Raw genomic sequence first — 16,574 nt, 5'->3', positions numbered from 1 at the left:
CCTGCTCGCCGCCCGCCGCATCGGCACGACCCCGGCGTGGACGCAGCGACCACTGCCGCGTCCGCCGGTCGCCACGCTGCGCGGCCTCGCCGCGCGACCGGCCGTGCAGCGGGCCCGGGAACTCTTCCTGCTCGGACGCCCGGGCGAGGCGCGCAGTGAATGGGAACCGGTGCTGCGCAATGCCGACACCGCCACCTGGCGCGCCGCCGCGCTGCTCGCCGCCGACTGGAACTGGTACGGCCAGGCGATCATCTGGCTCGCGCGTGCCGGCGACTGGGATGATCTGGTGCTGCGCTTCCCGACCCCCTGGCGCAGCGAATTCGAGAACGCCGCGCAGGACACGCAGCTGCCACCGGCCTGGCTGTACGCGGTGGCGCGCGTCGAGAGCACGCTGCTGCCCGAAGCGCGCTCCGGTGCCGGTGCCCTCGGACTGATGCAGCTGCTGCCGGATACCGCCCGCGGCGTGGCGTCCAGCATCGGCTACCGCCTGGGCGACAACAGCCAGCTGTTCGATCCGGCCGTCAACATCCGCCTCGGCAGCGTCTACCTGCGCCAGCTGCTGGATCGCTTCGGCGGCAATCCCGTGCTGGCGACAGCCGCCTACAACGCCGGCCTGCGCCGGGTCGGAGAATGGCTGCCGGCCGGCACGGAACTCGCGGCCGATGTCTGGATCGACACGATCCCCTACTCCGAGACCCGCGCCTACGTGCGGCGTGTCTGGGAGTACATGGCGATCTACGAGAGCCGCCTCGGCGGCACTGCGCACGGTTTCGAGGTCGAGAGGATCGAAGCCCGCGCGCCGTGAGGCTCAGCCGGGAATGATCAGCACCAGCGCGCCGCCACCGTAGCGATCGACGCTGAGGTTCAGGTTCAGCCGCTGGCTGCCCGCCAGCGCCGCCTTGACCTCGGCCGGAATCGGCTCGGGGTGGAAGGTCTTGACCGTCAGCGTCACGCGATGCGCGTCGGAGGACGTGAACAGCCGCGAACAGACATTGAGGACCTCGGCGCAGTTGTCGCGGATGTCCTCGTCGAGCTTGCCCTTCTTGACGTATTCCTTGGCCACGTCAGCCGGCATCATCGACAGCGCTGCCCCGGCCGCTGCCCCGAACGGAATGTCGAGCAGGCAGAAGGCCGCTTCATGATGGACGGCCGACGCGAACACGCCGCAGACGACCAGCTTGGCGTCGTCGACCTTGTTGTCGACGACCCCGACCTTCACCCCGAGCAGGCCGGACAGCAGGCGGGTGACGGTATCGGGCGTGGGCAGTCGGAGCATGGCGGGTCCTCGCTGGCGCAGGAAAAGCTCAGAGGTATTCGTCGAAGTGCTTCTGGAAGTCTTCGGCGGTGAACGGCTTGGTGATCAGGAAGGCGGCACCGTTCTCGTCGGCGAGCGCGCGCATCTCGGGGCTCGCCTCGGTGGTCACGAAGCCGAACGGCGTGTCCATGCCGGCCGCACGCAGCGCCTTCAGGAATTCGAGACCGTTCATTTCCGGCATGTTCCAGTCGGAAACGATCAGGTCCGGCTCCTCGTCCTTGGCCAGTTCGAGCGCCTGGGCGCCGTTCTCGGCCTCGATGACCTTGTGCCCGCTGTAGCCGGCCTGACGCAGGGTACGGATGACGATGCTGCGCATGGCCTTGCTGTCGTCGGCAACGAGAATCTTCATGAAATCAATGCTCCGCTGTTGGGTTCCGGGTAGGGTCGGTGCGGCCGGGCCTCGGGTGTGCCGCGGCAGCCGGCCGATGGCGGGAAACACCCCCGCCGGAACGCGGAATTTTATCGCATTCTCAGCAGCGTGACCCGGAAAGGATGGTCGGCCGCGATGAAATCGGCATCGGCGCGGGCGATCGCCGCCGCGTCGGCGCTGGTGTCGGGCTGGCCGTGCGTGACCTTTGGCAGGTCCAGCCTGGCGTCCTCGGCGATCAGCGACTTGATGTTGCCGCCGATCATGTTGATCAGCTCGGCGATGGTATCGGTGGCGTCCCGATCGTCCGGCGTGTCGGTCGTGAACATGACCCGGGCGGCCGCCTGCGCCACCGGCAGGCTGGCGACGATCCGCACCAGACCTTCGAAGCCGTCCTCGCCGCGCATGTGGATCTCGCCGCTGATCAGCTCGCCTTCGAGCTCGATGCTGCCGGGCAGCGCGAACAGTTCGCCGCCGAGCATCGTTGCCCAGACGCTGGCCACGATTTCACCGATTTCATTCGGTCCGATGTTCATTTGGTCTCCTTCAGGCTCGCACGCGGTAACAGAGGGTGCGGTCGAACTTCACCTGTTCGAACCGGCTGTCCAGATTCAGCGTCGTCTCGGAACTGCCGAGGAACAGGTAGCCCCCCGGCCGCATCAGTCCGCGGACCTTGCCGAGAATCTGGCGCTTGGTCGCATCGTCGAAATAGATCAGGACGTTGCGCAGGAAGACGAGATCACAGACCGGCAGGCCGGCCCAGTTGCCGGCCAGGTTCATCTCGCGGAAGTCGATCATGCGGCGCACGTCCTCGCGGATGCGCCAGTCCATGTCGGCCCGCTCGAAATACTTGATGAGCAGGTTGGCCGGCAGGCCGCGGTTGATCTCGAGCTGGCTGTAGCGGGCCTCGCGACAGCGCAGGATCATCTCGCGCGAGAGATCGGTGGCGACGATCGACACGCGCCAGTGCGCCAGTTCCGGAAAGTGTTCGCGCAGCGTCATCGCGATCGAGTAGACCTCCTGCCCGCTCGATGCGGCGCCGCACCAGATGTTGAGCACACGCTCGGCGGCGCGGTTGCGCAGCAGTTCCGGCAGCACCGACTGGCGCAGGGTCTCGAACGGATGCACGTCGCGGAAGAACGAGGTCTCGTTGGTCGTCATCGCCTCGACGACCTCGCGCTGCAGGCTGCCGCTCACGTCCGTGCGCAGCAGCTGCACCAGCTCGCCGAGATCACGCAGGCCGCGCATGCGCACGATCGGCTTCAGGCGCAGCTCGACCAGGTATTCCTTGCCCGGTTCGAGCAGGATCGCCGAGCGCTCCAGCACCAGCCGGCGCACGTAGTCGAAATCGGTCGCGGTCAGCATCCGTGCCTGCCGCCTTCGCCGCGCACGCGGGCGGCGATTTCCGGGCCGATGTCCTCGATCGCCAGCACGCGATCGGCGAGTCCAGCCCGCACGACGTTGCCCGGCATGCCCCAGACGACGCTGCTGCGCTCGTCCTGCGCGAGCAGCTGGCCGCCGGCCTCGCGCAGGCGCGTCGACGAGGCCAGGCCGTCGTGGCCCATGCCGGTCAGGATCACGCCGAGCACGCGGGCGCCGCAGGCGGCCACCGCCGAGCGCAGCAGCACGTCGACCGCCGGCCGGCAGGAGTTCTCGGGCGCCCCCTGATTGAGCCCCAGATGCAGGCCATCGGCCGAGCGGCGCACCGTCATGTGGAAATCACCGGGCGCGATCCAGATCTCCCCGGGCTGGATGCGCGCGCCATCGCTGCCCTCGCGCACGCTCAGCGGCGACAGCGCATCGAGCCGCTCGGCCAGCATGCGCGTGAACACCGGCGGCATGTGCTGCACGACCACCACCGGCACCGCCAGCCCGCGCGGCAGCGCCGCGACCAGGGTGGCGAGCGCGTTCGGACCGCCGGTCGAACAGCCGATCACGACCAGTTCGATGCCGCCGCGCCGGGTCATCGGCGCCAGCACCGGGGACGGCAGCGGGGGCGCGGAAGCATGCGCGGCGGGGGAAACCGGAGCGGCCGGTGCAGGCGCAGGGGCGGAGGGCGGCGCCTGCCGGGCTGCAGGCGGTTCGTGGCTGCGCCGGGCCAGCACCGCCGGTGCCGGCTCCCAGGGCCGGCACAGCGCCTTGATCTTCGGCACCAGCGCGGCGCGCACCTGCTCCAGCGCCTCGCCGGCACTGCCGACGCTCTCGGGCTTGGTCACGTAGTCCTTGGCGCCCAGGGCCAGCGCTTCGAGCGTGGTCTGCGCGCCGCGCCGCGTCAGGTTGCTGAACATGATCACCGGCAGCCGCGGATGCTCGCGCCCGAGCACGGTCAGCGTCTCCAGGCCGTTCATTTCCGGCATGTCGACATCGAGGATCAGCAGATGCGGCCGCAGATCGGGAATCTTGCGCAGCGCATCGGCGCCGTTGACGGCCGTGCCGACGACCTCCAGTTCGGGGTCTTCGGCGAGCAGCGTCGACAGCATGCGCCGCACGACGACTGCGTCATCGACGATGAGGATGCGGATGCGGTCCAAGGCGGGCTCCGGAAGCGGCAGTCACGTCAGGCCGGGCAGGCCGTGGGTCGGGCCCGGCATGGCACCCGGATATGGCTTCGGCACGTATTCATCCATCGTTGCCCTCTCCGGGGCCCGACGCCTGCGGTGCGGTTCGGTTTCGGTCGCCACCGGCCCCGTCGCCAGCCGCGCAGACCCGGAGCGACCCGGGCCGCGCAGCAAAGCGCACCCGAGCCGGTCTGTCCATGATTCTTGTGCCTGCCTGCGGCCGGAAACCGGGGGCCGGAACTTCAGTGGCTGCCGTCGTCGCTGCCGACGATGCGGTCGGTGTCGAGCACCAGCAGCAGCGTGTCCGGCAGCTTGTAGGCACCGAGGATCAGATCGCGGGCCACGCCGGTGACGGTGTCGGGCACGCGCTCGAAGCTGTCGGAATCGACGTGCATCACATCGCCGATACGATCGACCAGCAGGCTGACCGCGCCCTCGTCGGTGCGGATCACGACGTTCATCGGTCGCTCGTCGGCCGGACGGTCCTCGAATTCGAGCACCCGGCGCAGGTCGATCGCCGTGACGATCTGGCCGCGCAGGTTGATCAGGCCCGAGACCGTGCGCTGGGCGAGCGGGATCGGCGTCATCTCCTGGTAGCGGATGACTTCCTGGACCTTCGTGACTTCCACCCCGAAGAACAGGCTGCCGAGGCGGAAGGTGCAGTACTGCGCGTCGTCGCTCATCAGTACACCGTGCTGCTCAGGCGGGCAGTCGGCCGGGCCGGGAACAGCGCGGCGAACATGCGTTCAAGGAAACCATCGACATCGAAGACCTCGGTGACACGGCCCTGCAGCACCGTCGTGCCGAGCACGCCCTCGCGCGAAGGATCGCCGGTCAGGTCGAGGTTCTCCTCGATGATGTCGATGATCTGGTCAACGACCAGGCCGAGGCTGCGGCCGTTGACCGTGTAGACGACGACCTGCACGACGCTCTCGTCGAGCGTGGCCATGTCCTCGTAGCGGTCGAAGCGCCGGCGCTCGGGCAGCACGTCCTCGAGGCGCACCAGCGGCAGGATCTGCTTGCGGTACTGCACGACCTCCTGCGAGCCGGCCATCTCCAGCGAATTGCGCGGGAATTCCTCCAGGCGCGCGACCTTCGACAGCGCGATCGCGAGCCGTCCGTCGCCGGGCGAGCGCACCAGCAGCATGTTCTGCGCCTCGCCGCTCACGTCGCCGTTGGCGATGGATTCGGCCGCACCGTGGTCGCGCGTCTCGCCGACGATGCGCGCACGCTGCGCGAGGCCGAGGATGTCGAGGATCAGCACGACGCGGCCATCGCCCATGACCGTGGCTCCGGCGAACACGGTCAGGCCCTTGAGCAGCTTCGAGAGCGGCTTGACGACGATTTCCTGCGTGTCGTTGATCTCGTCGACCACCAGCCCGAAGCGGCGCTTGTCGGACTGCAGCACGACGATGTTGGCGTTGCGCGTCGCGCCTTCGAGCCCGAGTTCGCGGTTCAGGTACACGAGCGGCAGCAGCTTGCCGCGCAGCCGGTAGACGTGGGCACCGTGGATCTGCTCGATGCCCTGCGCGGCGTCGAGGCGGATCAGCTCCTGCAGGCTGCCCTGCGGGATCGCGAAGCGCTGGCCGCCGGAGGTCACGATCAGTGCCGGCACGATCGCCAGCGTCAGCGGCAGGTTGATCTTGAACAGCGTGCCGTGACCAAGCTCGCTGCGCAGCTCGATGTTGCCGCTGATCTTCTCGATGTTGGTCTTGACCACGTCCATGCCGACGCCGCGGCCGGAGATGTTCGTGACCTTCTCGGCGGTCGAGAAGCCGGGCAGGAAGATCAGGTTGATCAGCTCGCGCGCCGACATCGCCTCGGCCTGCTCGGCCGTGATCAGGCCCTTCTGCAGCGCCTTGGACTTGAGCTTCTGCGGATCGATGCCGGCACCGTCATCGGCGATCTCGACGATGACCTGCCCGCCCTCGTGGTAGGCGCGCAGCGTCAGCACGCCCTCGGCGGGCTTGCCCTTCTGCACGCGCACGTCCGGCGCCTCGATGCCGTGATCGACGCAGTTGCGCACGAGGTGGGTCAGCGGGTCCTTCATCGCCTCGATCAGCGACTTGTCGAGTTCGGTCTCCTTGCCGACCATCTCGACGCGGATCTGCTTGCTGACGCCGAGCGCGAGGTCGCGCACGACGCGCGGCACCTTGTTCCAGATGTTGTTGATCGGCTGCATGCGCGTCTTCATGACGCCTTCCTGCAGCTCGGTGGTGATCAGGTTCAGCCGCTGCGAGGTCGCCGCGAAGCGCGAATCGTCGGCGGACTTCGAGTACTGCAGCACCTGGTTGCGGGTCAGCACCAGCTCGCCGACGAGGTTCATCAGGTGATCGAGCAGGCCGACATCGACGCGGATCGAGGTCTCGGCCACCGCCGGCGCCTTGACCTCCTTCGCGACGTCCTTCTGCGCCTTCAGCGCCTCGACCACGGCCGCCGGCTTCACGGCCTCCTCCTGCACGAGAATCTCGCCGACGTGGCGCGGATCGCCGGCATCCTGCTTCGACAGCGCGGCATCGACGCGCTCGGGCGCGACCACGCCCTGCTGCACGAGGATCTCGCCGAGGGCCGGCACCACCGGCTTCGCAGCCGGCGCGGCCGCCGCCGGGGCCGCGCCGTCGCTCTGCAGCGCCGTCAGCAGCTCGATCAGCTCCGGATAGGTCTCGTTGCCGTCGTGGCCGCTCGCACCGATCGAGCCGAGCATCACGCGCACGGCATCGACCATCTTCAGCAGCGCCGTCGTGCGCTCCTGATTCAGGCGGATGCGACCGTCGCGCAGCTTCGAGAGCAGGTTCTCGCCGGCGTGCGTGAGCTTTTCGAGCTTCGAGAAGCCGAGGAAACCGCAGGTGCCCTTGATCGTGTGGATGGTGCGGAAGATGCTCGCGACCGTGTCGCGGTCATCGGGCGCGGCCTCGAGCGCGACGAACTCGTTGTCGAGGCGGTCGAGGTTCTCCTGACTCTCGGTCAGGAACTCGACGACGATCTCGTCCATGCCCTCGGCCACCTCGGTCGGCACCGGCGGCGGCGGCGGCGGCGCCGGGGTCTTCGCCACCGGTGCCACGACCGCTTCCTCCTTGCGCTGCAGCGTCAGCAGGCGCTCGGTGAGTTCCGGGTAGTTCTGGTCGCCGTCGCTGCCGGTGCTCTCGATCGCCGCGAGCATCGCGCGCACGGCATCGACCATCTGCAGCAGCGCCGTCGTGCGCTCCTGATTCAGGCGGATGTGGCCGTCGCGCAGCTTCGAGAGCAGGTTCTCGCCGGCGTGCGTGACCTTTTCGAGATGCGAAAAGCCGAGGAAGCCGCAGGTGCCCTTGATCGTGTGGATCGTGCGGAAGATGCTCGCGAGCGTGTCCCGGTCGTCGGGACTCGACTCCAGCATCACGAACTCGTTGTCGAGCCGGTCCAGGTTCTCGTTACTTTCCGCCAGGAATTCGCGGACGATGTCGTCAAGTTCATCCATCGCTCTGTGTTCCTCGCCGGGTCGGCCCGGGCAGGTGAATCCGCTGCGTTGCGCGGGAGCGGCGCACGCACGCTCCGGGGGCACCGAAATAGCACACCGGTCAGGCCGGGCCGTAGCACCGGCCTGTCAAGCTAGGTGAATTCCACAATGCGACAAGGGCCGGCTGCAGTCCGGTTCCCGGAGCGGCATCCCGCCCCGCCCTGCGCAAGGCTTGCCAGCAGCGGTCCGCGCCCGCTACAAGTCGCGCGCCGAACGGGCAGCACCGGCCAGCAGCCGAGGTCGCAGCGCCATGCACATCATCCTGGTTGCCAACCCCAAGGGCGGCTCCGGCAAGACCACGCTCGCCGTCAACCTCGCCGGCTACTACGCGGCCCACGGCCGGCGCACCGGCCTGTTCGATCTGGACCGTCAGCAGTCGGCGCTGCGCTGGCTGGCCCGCCGGCCGGCGAACCTGACGCGCATCAGCGGCTTCGACGCCCGTGAAGACGACACGGTGATCGAGGACAGCGCCGGACTCGACGTCGCCATCATCGATGCACCGGCCGCCCTGCGCGGCGAGCGTTTCAAGGACATCGTCCGCATTGCCGATCACGCCATCATCCCCGTGCAGCCCTCGGTCTTCGATATCGACGCGAGCGCGGCATTTCTTGAGCGGCTCATCGAACAGAAATCCGTGCGCAAGGCGCGCTGCCTGCCGGGGCTGATCGGCAACCGCGTGCAGGCGCGGGCGCGCTCGGCGCGCCAGCTCGAAACCTTCATCGCCGGGCGCGGCCTGCCGGCGCTCGGCGCGCTGCGCGATTCGCAGGTCTACGTGCAGACGGCTGCAAGCGGCATCACGCTGTTCGAGCTGCCCGGCCGGCGCCAGGCCGCCGATCGGGCGAGCTGGCAGCCGCTGCTCGACTGGCTGGCGATACCGGCCGCCGATCCGCCAGACTGAGCCACCGTGATGCGGACCGGATCCGGATCTGATCCGGACGGCTCCGCACCCGGCCCCCTTGCCCGCCCCGCCGTCCGATCCCGCCCCCGCGTCCCGTGCCGACGCGCCCGTCCCCGAGCCGTGGAGCCCGCTCCGATGCCAGGTTTCGCCCGTTGCCTCGTCCTGCTGCTGTGCCTGCTGCCCTGGACTTCGGTCCCGGCGGCCGCGGAAACCACGAAACGCCCGCCGGAGCCCCCGCGCCCGACGCTGGTCGGACTGGTGGCCGGCGGCATCGGCGGCAGTTACGCGCGGCTGGCCGATGACCTCGCCGCCGTGCTCGACGCCCCGGACCTGCGCATCCTGCCGATCCTCGGGCGCGGCTCGGTGCAGAACCTGCGCGACCTGCAGGCGCTGCCGTTCGTCGATCTGGCGCTGGTGCAGTCCGACGTGCTCGAACACCTGCGCGCAGACCCGGCGCAGGAGCCGCTCGTACGCCGGCTGCAGGTGATCGCCAAGCTGTACAACGAGGAATTCCACCTGCTGGTGCGCGGCCACATCACCCGCCTGAGCGACCTGACCGGCACCAAGGTCAACTTCGACGTGCCGGGCAGCGGCACCGAGATCACCGCCGCCGGCGTCTTTGCCGCGCTGAAGCTGCCGGTCGAGCCGACGCATTTCGATCAGCTCACCGCGCTCGAGAAACTGCGCAGCGGCGAAATCAGCGCGCTCGCCTTCGTCGCCGGCAAGCCCGCACCGCTGTTCCAGCGCGTGCGCCCCGAGGACGACCTGCACTTCCTGCCGATCACGCTGCCGCCGGAACTGCTCGGGCGCTATCTGCCGACGCGCTTCACGAAGGCCGACTATCCGAACCTGATCGTCGGCGGCGACGAGATCCAGACCGTCGCCGTCGGCGCGCTGCTGGTCACGCAGGCGACGCGCAAGCGCGCGCAGCTGCGCAAGCTCGAACTGTTCACCGGCCGCTTCTTCGACAGCTTCGCCAGCTTCCGTCAGGCCGGCCGGCATCCGAAGTGGCGCGAGGTCAGCATCGCCGCCCAGGTCCCGGACTGGCCGCGGCTGAAGGCCGCCGAGGACTGGCTGGCGACGAACCCCGACAAGGTCCGAAGCTACGCCGAACTCGCCGCCCGCGCCGCCGCCAAGGCCGAGGCCGCCCGTCAGGAGGCCGCCCGCGCCGAAACCGCCCGCATCGAGGCCGAGAAGGCCGAAGCCGCCCGCAAGGCCGAGGTCGCCCGCATCGAGGCCGAGAAGGCCGAGGCCGCGCGCAAGGCCGAGATCGCCCGCATCGAGGCCGAGAAGGCCGAGGCCGCACGCATCGAGGCCGAGAAGGCCGAAGCCGCCCGCAAGGCCGAGATCGCCCGCATCGAGGCCGAAAAGGCCGAGGCCGCACGCAAGGCCGAGGCTGCCCGCGTCGAGGCCGAGAAGGCCGAGGCCGCACGCAGGGCCGAAGCCGAGAAGGCCGAGGCGGCGCGCGCCGAGGCCGCACGCCGGGCCGAAGCCGAAAAGGCCGAAGCCGCGAAGGCCGAGGCCGCGAAGCAGGCCGAGGCTGCGAAGGCCGAGGCCGACAAGGCTGAAGCGGCGCGCGCCGAAGCCGCGAAGCAGGCCGAGGCCGCGAAGGCCGAGGCCGACAAGGCCGAAGCCGCCCGCAAGGCCGAAACCGCGAAGGCCGAGGCCGACAAGGCCGAAGCCGCCCGCAGGGCCGAGGCCGCCCGCGCCGAAGCGGCCACCAAGGCCGAGGCCGCGCGCAAGGCCGATGCGGCGAAGGCCGAAGCCGCGCGCAAGGCCGAAGCCGAAAAGGCCGAAGCGACGAAGGCCGAAGCCGACAAGACCGAGGCCGCCCGCAAGGCCGAGGCGGCCCGCAGCGCCGCCGACCGGGCGGAAGCCGAACGCAGCGGCGCCGAGTCCCTGCCGCTGACGCCGGTGAATCCGGCCCCGGTGACGCCCTGAACCGGCGGCGTGGCGATCTGCGGGCTTGAACCCGTGCCGGCCGGCGACGACGATGCCGGCATGAGCCCGCTCGATCGCCTGCCGTTTGACAACCGTACCGCCCGGCTGCCGGAGACGCTGTTCGCACGCGTCGCCGCGCAGCCGCACGGCCGCCATCACCTGGTCCACGCCAGCGCCGACGCCCTGGCGCTGCTCGACCTGCCGCCCGACATCACGGCGGACCCGGACTTCGTCGAGGTGTTCTCCGGGCGGCGCGTGCCGGCCGGCGCCGAACCGATCGCGACCGTCTACGCCGGTCACCAGTTCGGCATCTGGGTGCCGCAGCTCGGCGACGGCCGCGCGCTGCTGCTCGGCGAGCTCGTCAACCGCCGCGGCGAGCGCTGGGAGGTGCAGCTCAAGGGCGCCGGGCGCACGCCGTACTCGCGCATGGGCGACGGCCGCGCGGTGCTGCGCTCGACGATCCGCGAATACCTGGGCTCGGAGGCGATGCACCACCTCGGCATCCCGACGACGCGCGCCGCCGCGATCATCGGCAGCGACGGCCCGGTGCTGCGCGAGAGCGTCGAGAGCGGCGCGATCCTCGTGCGCCTGGCCCCGAGCCACCTGCGCTTCGGGCACTTCCAGTTCCTGTACTACAGCGGTCGCCACGAGCTGCTGCGCGAACTGCTCGACTTCGCGATCGCGCTGCATTTTCCCGGGCTGGCGGCCCTGCCCGACGCCGAACGCCACGCGGCGCTGTTTGCGAACGTCATCGAGCGCACGGCGCAGCTCGTCGCCGGCTGGCAGGCGGTCGGCTTCACGCACGGCGTCCTGAACACCGACAACATGAGCCTGCTGGGACTGACGATCGACTACGGCCCGTTCGGCTTCCTCGACGCCTACCAGCCCGGCTTCGTCTGCAACCACTCCGACGACGACGGCCGCTACGCCTTCGACCGCCAGCCAAGCATCGCGTGGTGGAATCTGTCCGCCTTCGGTCAGACGCTGACGCCGCTGGTGCCGGTCGAGCGGCTGCGCGCGCTGCTCGATGGCTTCAGCGAGCAGTATGCGCAGGCCTATGCCGCGCGCATGCGCGCGAAGCTCGGCCTGCGCGAGGCCCGCGACGAGGACGAGGCCCTGCTCGAAGACCTGCTCGGGCTGATGGCCGGCTGCGGCGCCGACTACACCAACACCTTGCGCAGCCTCTGCGATTTCCGGCCCGGCACCGGCCCGCAGGCCCTGCTCGATACCGTCGCCGATCCGGCCGGCTTCGAGACCTGGCTGCAGCGCTACGGCGAGCGCCTGCGCGCGGAAGCCTCCGACGACGAGACCCGCGCCGCCAACATGCGGCGTGTCAATCCGAAGATCGTGCTGCGCAACTGGCTCGCGCAGCGCGCGATCGAACAGGCCGAGAACGGCGACTATGCCGGGATCGACCGGCTGCTGCGCCTGCTGCAGACGCCGTTCGACGAACACCCCGAAGCCCCGGACTGCTACGGCGAGCCGCCGGACTGGGCGCGCTCGCTGGCGCTCAGCTGTTCGTCCTGAGGGCGGCCCTGCCGCTCAGCCGCCGATGCGCAGGCGCACGAACGGCAGGCGCTGCGCCTCGGTCTCCCAGAGCTGCTCGTGCGTCAGCGGTCGCAGTTCACCGGCCGCCGGCGGCACGCCGAGCGGCGTGTAGTCGACCGCGTACGGCGTGCCGACAAAGCCCCTGCCCGCGCGCGCCAGCCGCCAGTACAGCCCGTCCTTGAGGTCGATCCCGTATTCGCTGCGCGGCTTGATCACGAACAGCAGCGCGTATTCGAGATCGACCAGATCGCTGTCGCGGATGCGCCGGTGGTGCTCGTACGGATACGGCAGCCGGCAGAGCAGCCACTCGCCGGCCGGCAGGCAGCGAAACGGCCGCATCGACAGGAAGTGGTCCTCGAACCGCGACTCGTCGAAGGCGACCGTCAGGCGCTCGCCGTCACCGTCGGCTTCGAGCGTCACCGTACCGATCACGAGCGCCGGGCCCTGCGCCGGTTCGAGGCTCAATGCCAGCTCTTCGGCCAGCACCGGGGTGCAGGGCAGCACGGACAGCCAGAACGCCACGAGGCCGGTCGTGCACGTGGTGAAGCCGGGGGAAACGGGCATGGGCGGAGTTCTCCAGCAGCCGGCGGATGCAGCGGATACGGGTCCGGACGCTCGTGCGGATGCCCGGGCCGTTCGTGTCGGGTCAGTCGAGGAAGATATCCGGCAGCAGCGCCGCGCCCGGCGTCACGGCGTAGGCGTCGAAATCGGTGATGCCGGCCTCGGCCAGGGCTTCCTCGTCGAGGAAGAAGCGGCCGGTGCAGCTGCGCGCCGGCCGGGTCAGGATCGCGTGCGCGGCATCGGCGACGATTTCGGGTTTGCGGCAGCGGGCCGGATCGACGCCGGGCAGCAGCCGGATCGCCGAGGTCGCGATGACGGTGCGCGGCCACAGCGCGTTGACCGCCAGCCCCTGCGCGCGGAATTCCTCGGCGAGCCCGAGCGTCACCCAGCTCATGCCGCCCTTGGCCAGCGTGTAGGCAAGGTGCGCCCCGTACCAGCGCGCGGCGGTGACCGGCGGCGGCGCCAGCGTCAGGATGTGCGGATTGTCCGAGCGCAGCAGCTGCGGGATGCAGGCCTGCGCGCACAGGAAGGTGGCGCGGGCGTTGACGGCCATCATCAGGTCGAAGCGCTTCATCGGCGTGTCGAGCGTGCCGCCGAGGCTGATCGCCGAGGCATTGTTGACCAGCACGTCGAGCCGGCCGAAGCGGCGCAGCGTCGCCGCCACCGCCGCAAGCACGGCGGATTCGTCGCGCACGTCGACGGCGAGCGCCAGCGCCCGGCCGCCGGCAGCCTCGATCTCGGCCGCCGTGTCGTGGATGGTGCCGGGCAGGCGCGGATCGGGGGTTTCGGTCTTGCCGATCACGGCGATGTTCGCGCCGTCGCGGGCGGCGCGCAGGGCGATCGCGCGGCCGATGCCACGGCTTGCACCGGTCACGAACAGCGTGCGGCCCGCGAGCGTCGTCATCGGGGTTTCTCCTCGGCCCGGCCGGTCAGTCGAAGCGGTACTGCAGCTGCAGTCCGAACAGCGTCGCCGAGCCCGAGTAACTGCCGCTCAGCGAATCGGCGATGACGATGGCCGGGTTGCCGGTATCCAGCGTCACGACGTTGCGCGTGTCGGCATCCTCGAAGAACAGGTGCGCGAAGCCGGCGTCGATCGTCAGCTTCGGCGTCGGCCGGTAGCTGGCGCCGAAGCCGAGCCACCAGCGATCGGCGTCCGGGATGCGTGCGGTGCGGTGTTCCTCGGAACTGACCGGCGTCTGGTCCCAGGCCACGCCGGCGCGCAGCGTCCAGGCCTCGCTGTAGCGCCAGTCGACGCCGGCCGACAGCGTCCAGGTGTCGCGCCAGTCCTCGATGAAGGTCTTGCTGCCGCCGGCGAGGCCCGGGGACTTGAGCTTCAGCTCGTCGAAGCGGCTCCAGTTGGTCCAGCGCGCGCCGAAGGACAGGCTCAGCTGTTCATCGAGCGCCTGCACGTAGCCGAGGTTGACGGTCTCGGGCAGCGTGATCGAGGTCTCGGCATCGAAGCGACGGCTGCCGAGCGGTGTGCGCACGCGCAGGTCGCCGTCGAAATCCTGCGTCACCTTCGAGCGGAACGACAGGCCGAGGCGGCTGCCCGGCGCCAGCTCGTACATCGCGCCGAGGTTCCAGCCGAAGGCATCGCTGTCGCCCTTGAACTCGGCAAAGCCGTCAGCCGGCGTGCCGGTGAACACGGCCTGCGACAGCCTGCCCTTGGCGAGCTGGTAGCTGAGGCCGAAGCCGAGGCTCAGCTGCGGCGACAGCCGCCAGGCCAGCGTCGGATTCAGGTCGACGGTCTGCAGTTCGGAGGACTGCGCGTGATAGCGCCCGACCCAGGAAGCGCCGTAATCGGTTGCCAGTCCGAACGGCGAGTGCAGGCCGAAGCCGACGCGCAGGTCCGGCGACAGCGCATGCACGAAGTAGTTGTTCGGCACGACGGCCGAGGCGCCGGCATCCTCGCTGCTGCCGCCGCTGCTGTCCTGCGAGAACACCGGGCCGGCGATCGGCGCACCGGTTGCACGCAGCGACGGCGTGCCCGTCGAGCGGCCCCGGAATTCGCCGTCTGACGAAATGGAGGTCGCGCCGCCCTGGATGCGGGTGCCGTCGAGCAGCGTCAGGCCGGCAGGGTTGTAGGCGATGGCCGACAGGTCATCGCCGACCAGGCCACTGCCGGCAAAGGCCCGGCCGAGCCCGGTGACGCTGGATTCGGTGATCTGGAAACCGGCGCCGTGGGCGACGGTGGCTGCAAGGGCTGCAAGAACGGACAGCCCGGCCGTACGGGCCGGTTTCGGCAAGGCAGATGCGGACATCCTGATGTTCTCCCGTGTTCTCCCGGATCCGGGGGTGTCATGCAGGCGGCCTTCGAGGGCCGCTCTAGTGCCTGACGTGCCGGGTAAAAATCCGTCCCGGCCGCAGCCGGTCTAGCGTAGCAGCGCCGGCAGCGCGACCTGCCCCTGTTGCGATGAAGCGACATCCGTATCGAATACAAATCTCATCGTGAACATCCGGTGAATCTGCCTGCGGAAGGCGTCTGTGTCGCAGCGCAGCAGTGGCGCCCGGCCGGCATGCGCGGTATAGTGCGCCCCACGTGCCGGCGCTCTTGTCCGGCACGCCGTGTCATCGCTCCCTGACCTCCCCGACGCCGGCCTTGCTGCGGGCGTACGCGAAATCCCGGTTGGCGACGATGTCGACCGCGCCGGCGAAATTTCGGCCATACCACGCATTCCACGTGACATCTTCCGGTCCGTGCCGCCGTGCGCCCCCGTATTGCAACTCCGGTAGCCTAATGTCCTTTTCCGACCTGTCTCTCGACGCGTCCCTGCTGCGTGCCCTGACCGAAGCCGGCTATTCCGAGCCGACCCCGATCCAGGCCCAGGCCATTCCCGCCGCCCTCGAAGGGCATGACCTCATCGCCTCCGCGCAGACCGGCACCGGCAAGACCGCTGCGTTCATGCTGCCGGCGCTGCAGCGCTTTGCCGTGGCCTCCGGTGACCGCCGCCGTGCGCCGCGCGTGCTGGTGCTGACCCCGACCCGCGAACTCGCCGCGCAGGTCATGGATGCCGCGCACAAGTACGGCCGCTTCCTGCGCTTCACGACCGTCAGCCTGCTCGGCGGCATGCCCTACGGCCCGCAGCTGCGCGCGCTGGGCGGCCCGCTCGACCTGGTCGTCGCCACGCCCGGGCGCCTGATCGATCACCTCGACCGCGACCGCATCGACCTGTCGAAGATCGAGGTCCTCGTGCTCGACGAGGCCGACCGCATGCTCGATCTCGGCTTCAAGGAAGACGTCGAGCGCATCGCCGAGGCCACGCCGGCCGGGCGCCAGACGCTGCTGTTCACCGCGACCCTCGACGGTGCGATGGCGCGCCTCGCGGCCGAGCTGACCCGCGACGCCGTGCGCATCGCGATCGAGCCGACGCAGACCGAGCAGCTCAACATCGAACAGCGCCTGCACGTCGCCGATGACCTCGCGCACAAGCACCGCCTGCTCGATCACCTGCTCAACGACGAGACGATGGACCGCGCGATCATCTTCTCGGCGACCAAGCGTGACGCCGACGCGCTGGCCGAGCGCCTGCGCGATGCCGGCCTGCCGGCCGCGGCGCTGCACGGCGACATGCACCAGACGCTGCGCTCGCGCACGCTGGCCCGGCTGCGCGACGGTCGCGTGCGCCTGCTGGTCGCCACCGATGTCGCCGCGCGCGGCATCGACGTGCAGGGCATCACCCACGTCATCAACTTCGACCTGCCGAAGGCTGCCGAGGACTACGTGCACCGCATCGGCCGCACCGGCCGTGCCGGGCGCAGCGGCATCGCGATCTCGCTTGCGTCGTACGCCGACGTGCGCCAGCTCGAACGCATCGAGCGCTACACCGGCAAGTCGATCGAGGAGCACGTGATCGAAGGGCTCGAACCGAGCCGGCCGCTGCGTCGCGGCC

The 16,574-nt window shown here is 70.0% G+C and carries 15 protein-coding genes; 5 read left to right on the top strand and 10 right to left on the bottom strand.

Annotated features, from left to right (window positions below; all coding sequences use genetic code 11):
- A partial coding sequence (locus PKE44_RS05800) for a transglycosylase SLT domain-containing protein (RefSeq protein WP_324548966.1) occupies nucleotides 1-805 on the top strand: 805 nt, incomplete at its 5' end.
- A 3-nt stretch (nucleotides 806-808) separates the two neighbouring features.
- On the opposite strand, the gene PKE44_RS05795 is transcribed toward PKE44_RS05800, so the two are convergent.
- From PKE44_RS05795 to PKE44_RS05765, 7 genes are all read right to left on the bottom strand, one after another.
- Complete coding sequence (locus PKE44_RS05795; RefSeq protein ID WP_324548964.1) at nucleotides 809-1,276, bottom strand: hypothetical protein; 468 nt, start codon at nucleotides 1,274-1,276, stop codon at nucleotides 809-811.
- Nucleotides 1,277-1,304: 28 nt separating this feature from the next.
- A complete protein-coding gene (locus tag PKE44_RS05790; protein WP_324548962.1) occupies nucleotides 1,305-1,664 on the bottom strand; it encodes a response regulator in 360 nt (119 codons plus the stop codon).
- Between the two features lie 110 nt (nucleotides 1,665-1,774).
- On the bottom strand, nucleotides 1,775-2,218 hold the full coding sequence (locus tag PKE44_RS05785) for a chemotaxis protein CheX (RefSeq protein ID WP_324548960.1): 444 nt from the start codon (nucleotides 2,216-2,218) through the stop codon (nucleotides 1,775-1,777).
- 10 nt (nucleotides 2,219-2,228) lie between these two features.
- Entirely contained in the window at nucleotides 2,229-3,047 is an 819-nt protein-coding gene (locus PKE44_RS05780) for a protein-glutamate O-methyltransferase CheR (RefSeq protein WP_324548958.1), read from the bottom strand.
- The gene (locus PKE44_RS05775) at nucleotides 3,041-4,213 is read right to left on the bottom strand and encodes a chemotaxis response regulator protein-glutamate methylesterase (RefSeq protein ID WP_324548956.1); all 1,173 of its coding nucleotides are present in this window, start codon (nucleotides 4,211-4,213) and stop codon (nucleotides 3,041-3,043) included. The genes PKE44_RS05780 and PKE44_RS05775 overlap by 7 nt, the downstream gene beginning before the upstream one ends.
- A 269-nt stretch (nucleotides 4,214-4,482) precedes the next feature.
- A complete protein-coding gene (locus tag PKE44_RS05770) occupies nucleotides 4,483-4,923 on the bottom strand; it encodes a chemotaxis protein CheW (protein ID WP_324548954.1) in 441 nt (146 codons plus the stop codon).
- On the bottom strand, nucleotides 4,923-7,697 hold the full coding sequence (locus PKE44_RS05765) for a chemotaxis protein CheA (protein ID WP_324548951.1): 2,775 nt from the start codon (nucleotides 7,695-7,697) through the stop codon (nucleotides 4,923-4,925). The genes PKE44_RS05770 and PKE44_RS05765 overlap by 1 nt, the downstream gene beginning before the upstream one ends.
- Before the next feature lie 289 nt (nucleotides 7,698-7,986).
- Here PKE44_RS05765 and PKE44_RS05760 point away from each other — a divergent pair, with 289 nt between their 5' ends.
- The 3 genes from PKE44_RS05760 to PKE44_RS05750 all read left to right on the top strand — a co-directional run bounded on the left by PKE44_RS05760 (nucleotide 7,987) and on the right by PKE44_RS05750 (nucleotide 12,102).
- Complete coding sequence (locus PKE44_RS05760; RefSeq protein WP_324548949.1) at nucleotides 7,987-8,634, top strand: ParA family protein; 648 nt, start codon at nucleotides 7,987-7,989, stop codon at nucleotides 8,632-8,634.
- Nucleotides 8,635-8,769: 135 nt separating this feature from the next.
- Nucleotides 8,770-10,575: a hypothetical protein gene (locus PKE44_RS05755; RefSeq protein WP_324548947.1), complete on the top strand. Its 1,806-nt coding sequence runs from the start codon at nucleotides 8,770-8,772 to the stop codon at nucleotides 10,573-10,575.
- A 9-nt stretch (nucleotides 10,576-10,584) separates the two neighbouring features.
- On the top strand, nucleotides 10,585-12,102 hold the full coding sequence (locus tag PKE44_RS05750) for a protein adenylyltransferase SelO family protein (RefSeq protein ID WP_324548945.1): 1,518 nt from the start codon (nucleotides 10,585-10,587) through the stop codon (nucleotides 12,100-12,102).
- Nucleotides 12,103-12,117: 15 nt separating this feature from the next.
- On the opposite strand, the gene PKE44_RS05745 is transcribed toward PKE44_RS05750, so the two are convergent.
- The 3 genes from PKE44_RS05745 to PKE44_RS05735 all read right to left on the bottom strand — a co-directional run bounded on the left by PKE44_RS05745 (nucleotide 12,118) and on the right by PKE44_RS05735 (nucleotide 14,945).
- Complete coding sequence (locus PKE44_RS05745) at nucleotides 12,118-12,687, bottom strand: hypothetical protein (RefSeq protein ID WP_324548942.1); 570 nt, start codon at nucleotides 12,685-12,687, stop codon at nucleotides 12,118-12,120.
- A gap of 82 nt (nucleotides 12,688-12,769) precedes the next feature.
- On the bottom strand, nucleotides 12,770-13,588 hold the full coding sequence (locus PKE44_RS05740; RefSeq protein ID WP_324548938.1) for an NAD(P)-dependent oxidoreductase: 819 nt from the start codon (nucleotides 13,586-13,588) through the stop codon (nucleotides 12,770-12,772).
- A gap of 25 nt (nucleotides 13,589-13,613) precedes the next feature.
- A complete protein-coding gene (locus PKE44_RS05735; protein ID WP_324548936.1) occupies nucleotides 13,614-14,945 on the bottom strand; it encodes an outer membrane protein transport protein in 1,332 nt (443 codons plus the stop codon).
- A 476-nt stretch (nucleotides 14,946-15,421) separates the two neighbouring features.
- Here PKE44_RS05735 and PKE44_RS05730 point away from each other — a divergent pair.
- Nucleotides 15,422-16,574 (top strand): DEAD/DEAH box helicase (locus tag PKE44_RS05730; protein ID WP_324548934.1); only part of this gene is annotated, 1,153 nt, incomplete at its 3' end.

It is taken from the genome of Plasticicumulans sp. (assembly GCF_035331805.1).
Lineage (GTDB): Bacteria > Pseudomonadota > Gammaproteobacteria > Competibacterales > Competibacteraceae > Plasticicumulans.
Note: the sequence above shows the minus strand (reverse complement) of the source record. Positions and strands in the feature narration are given on the sequence as shown.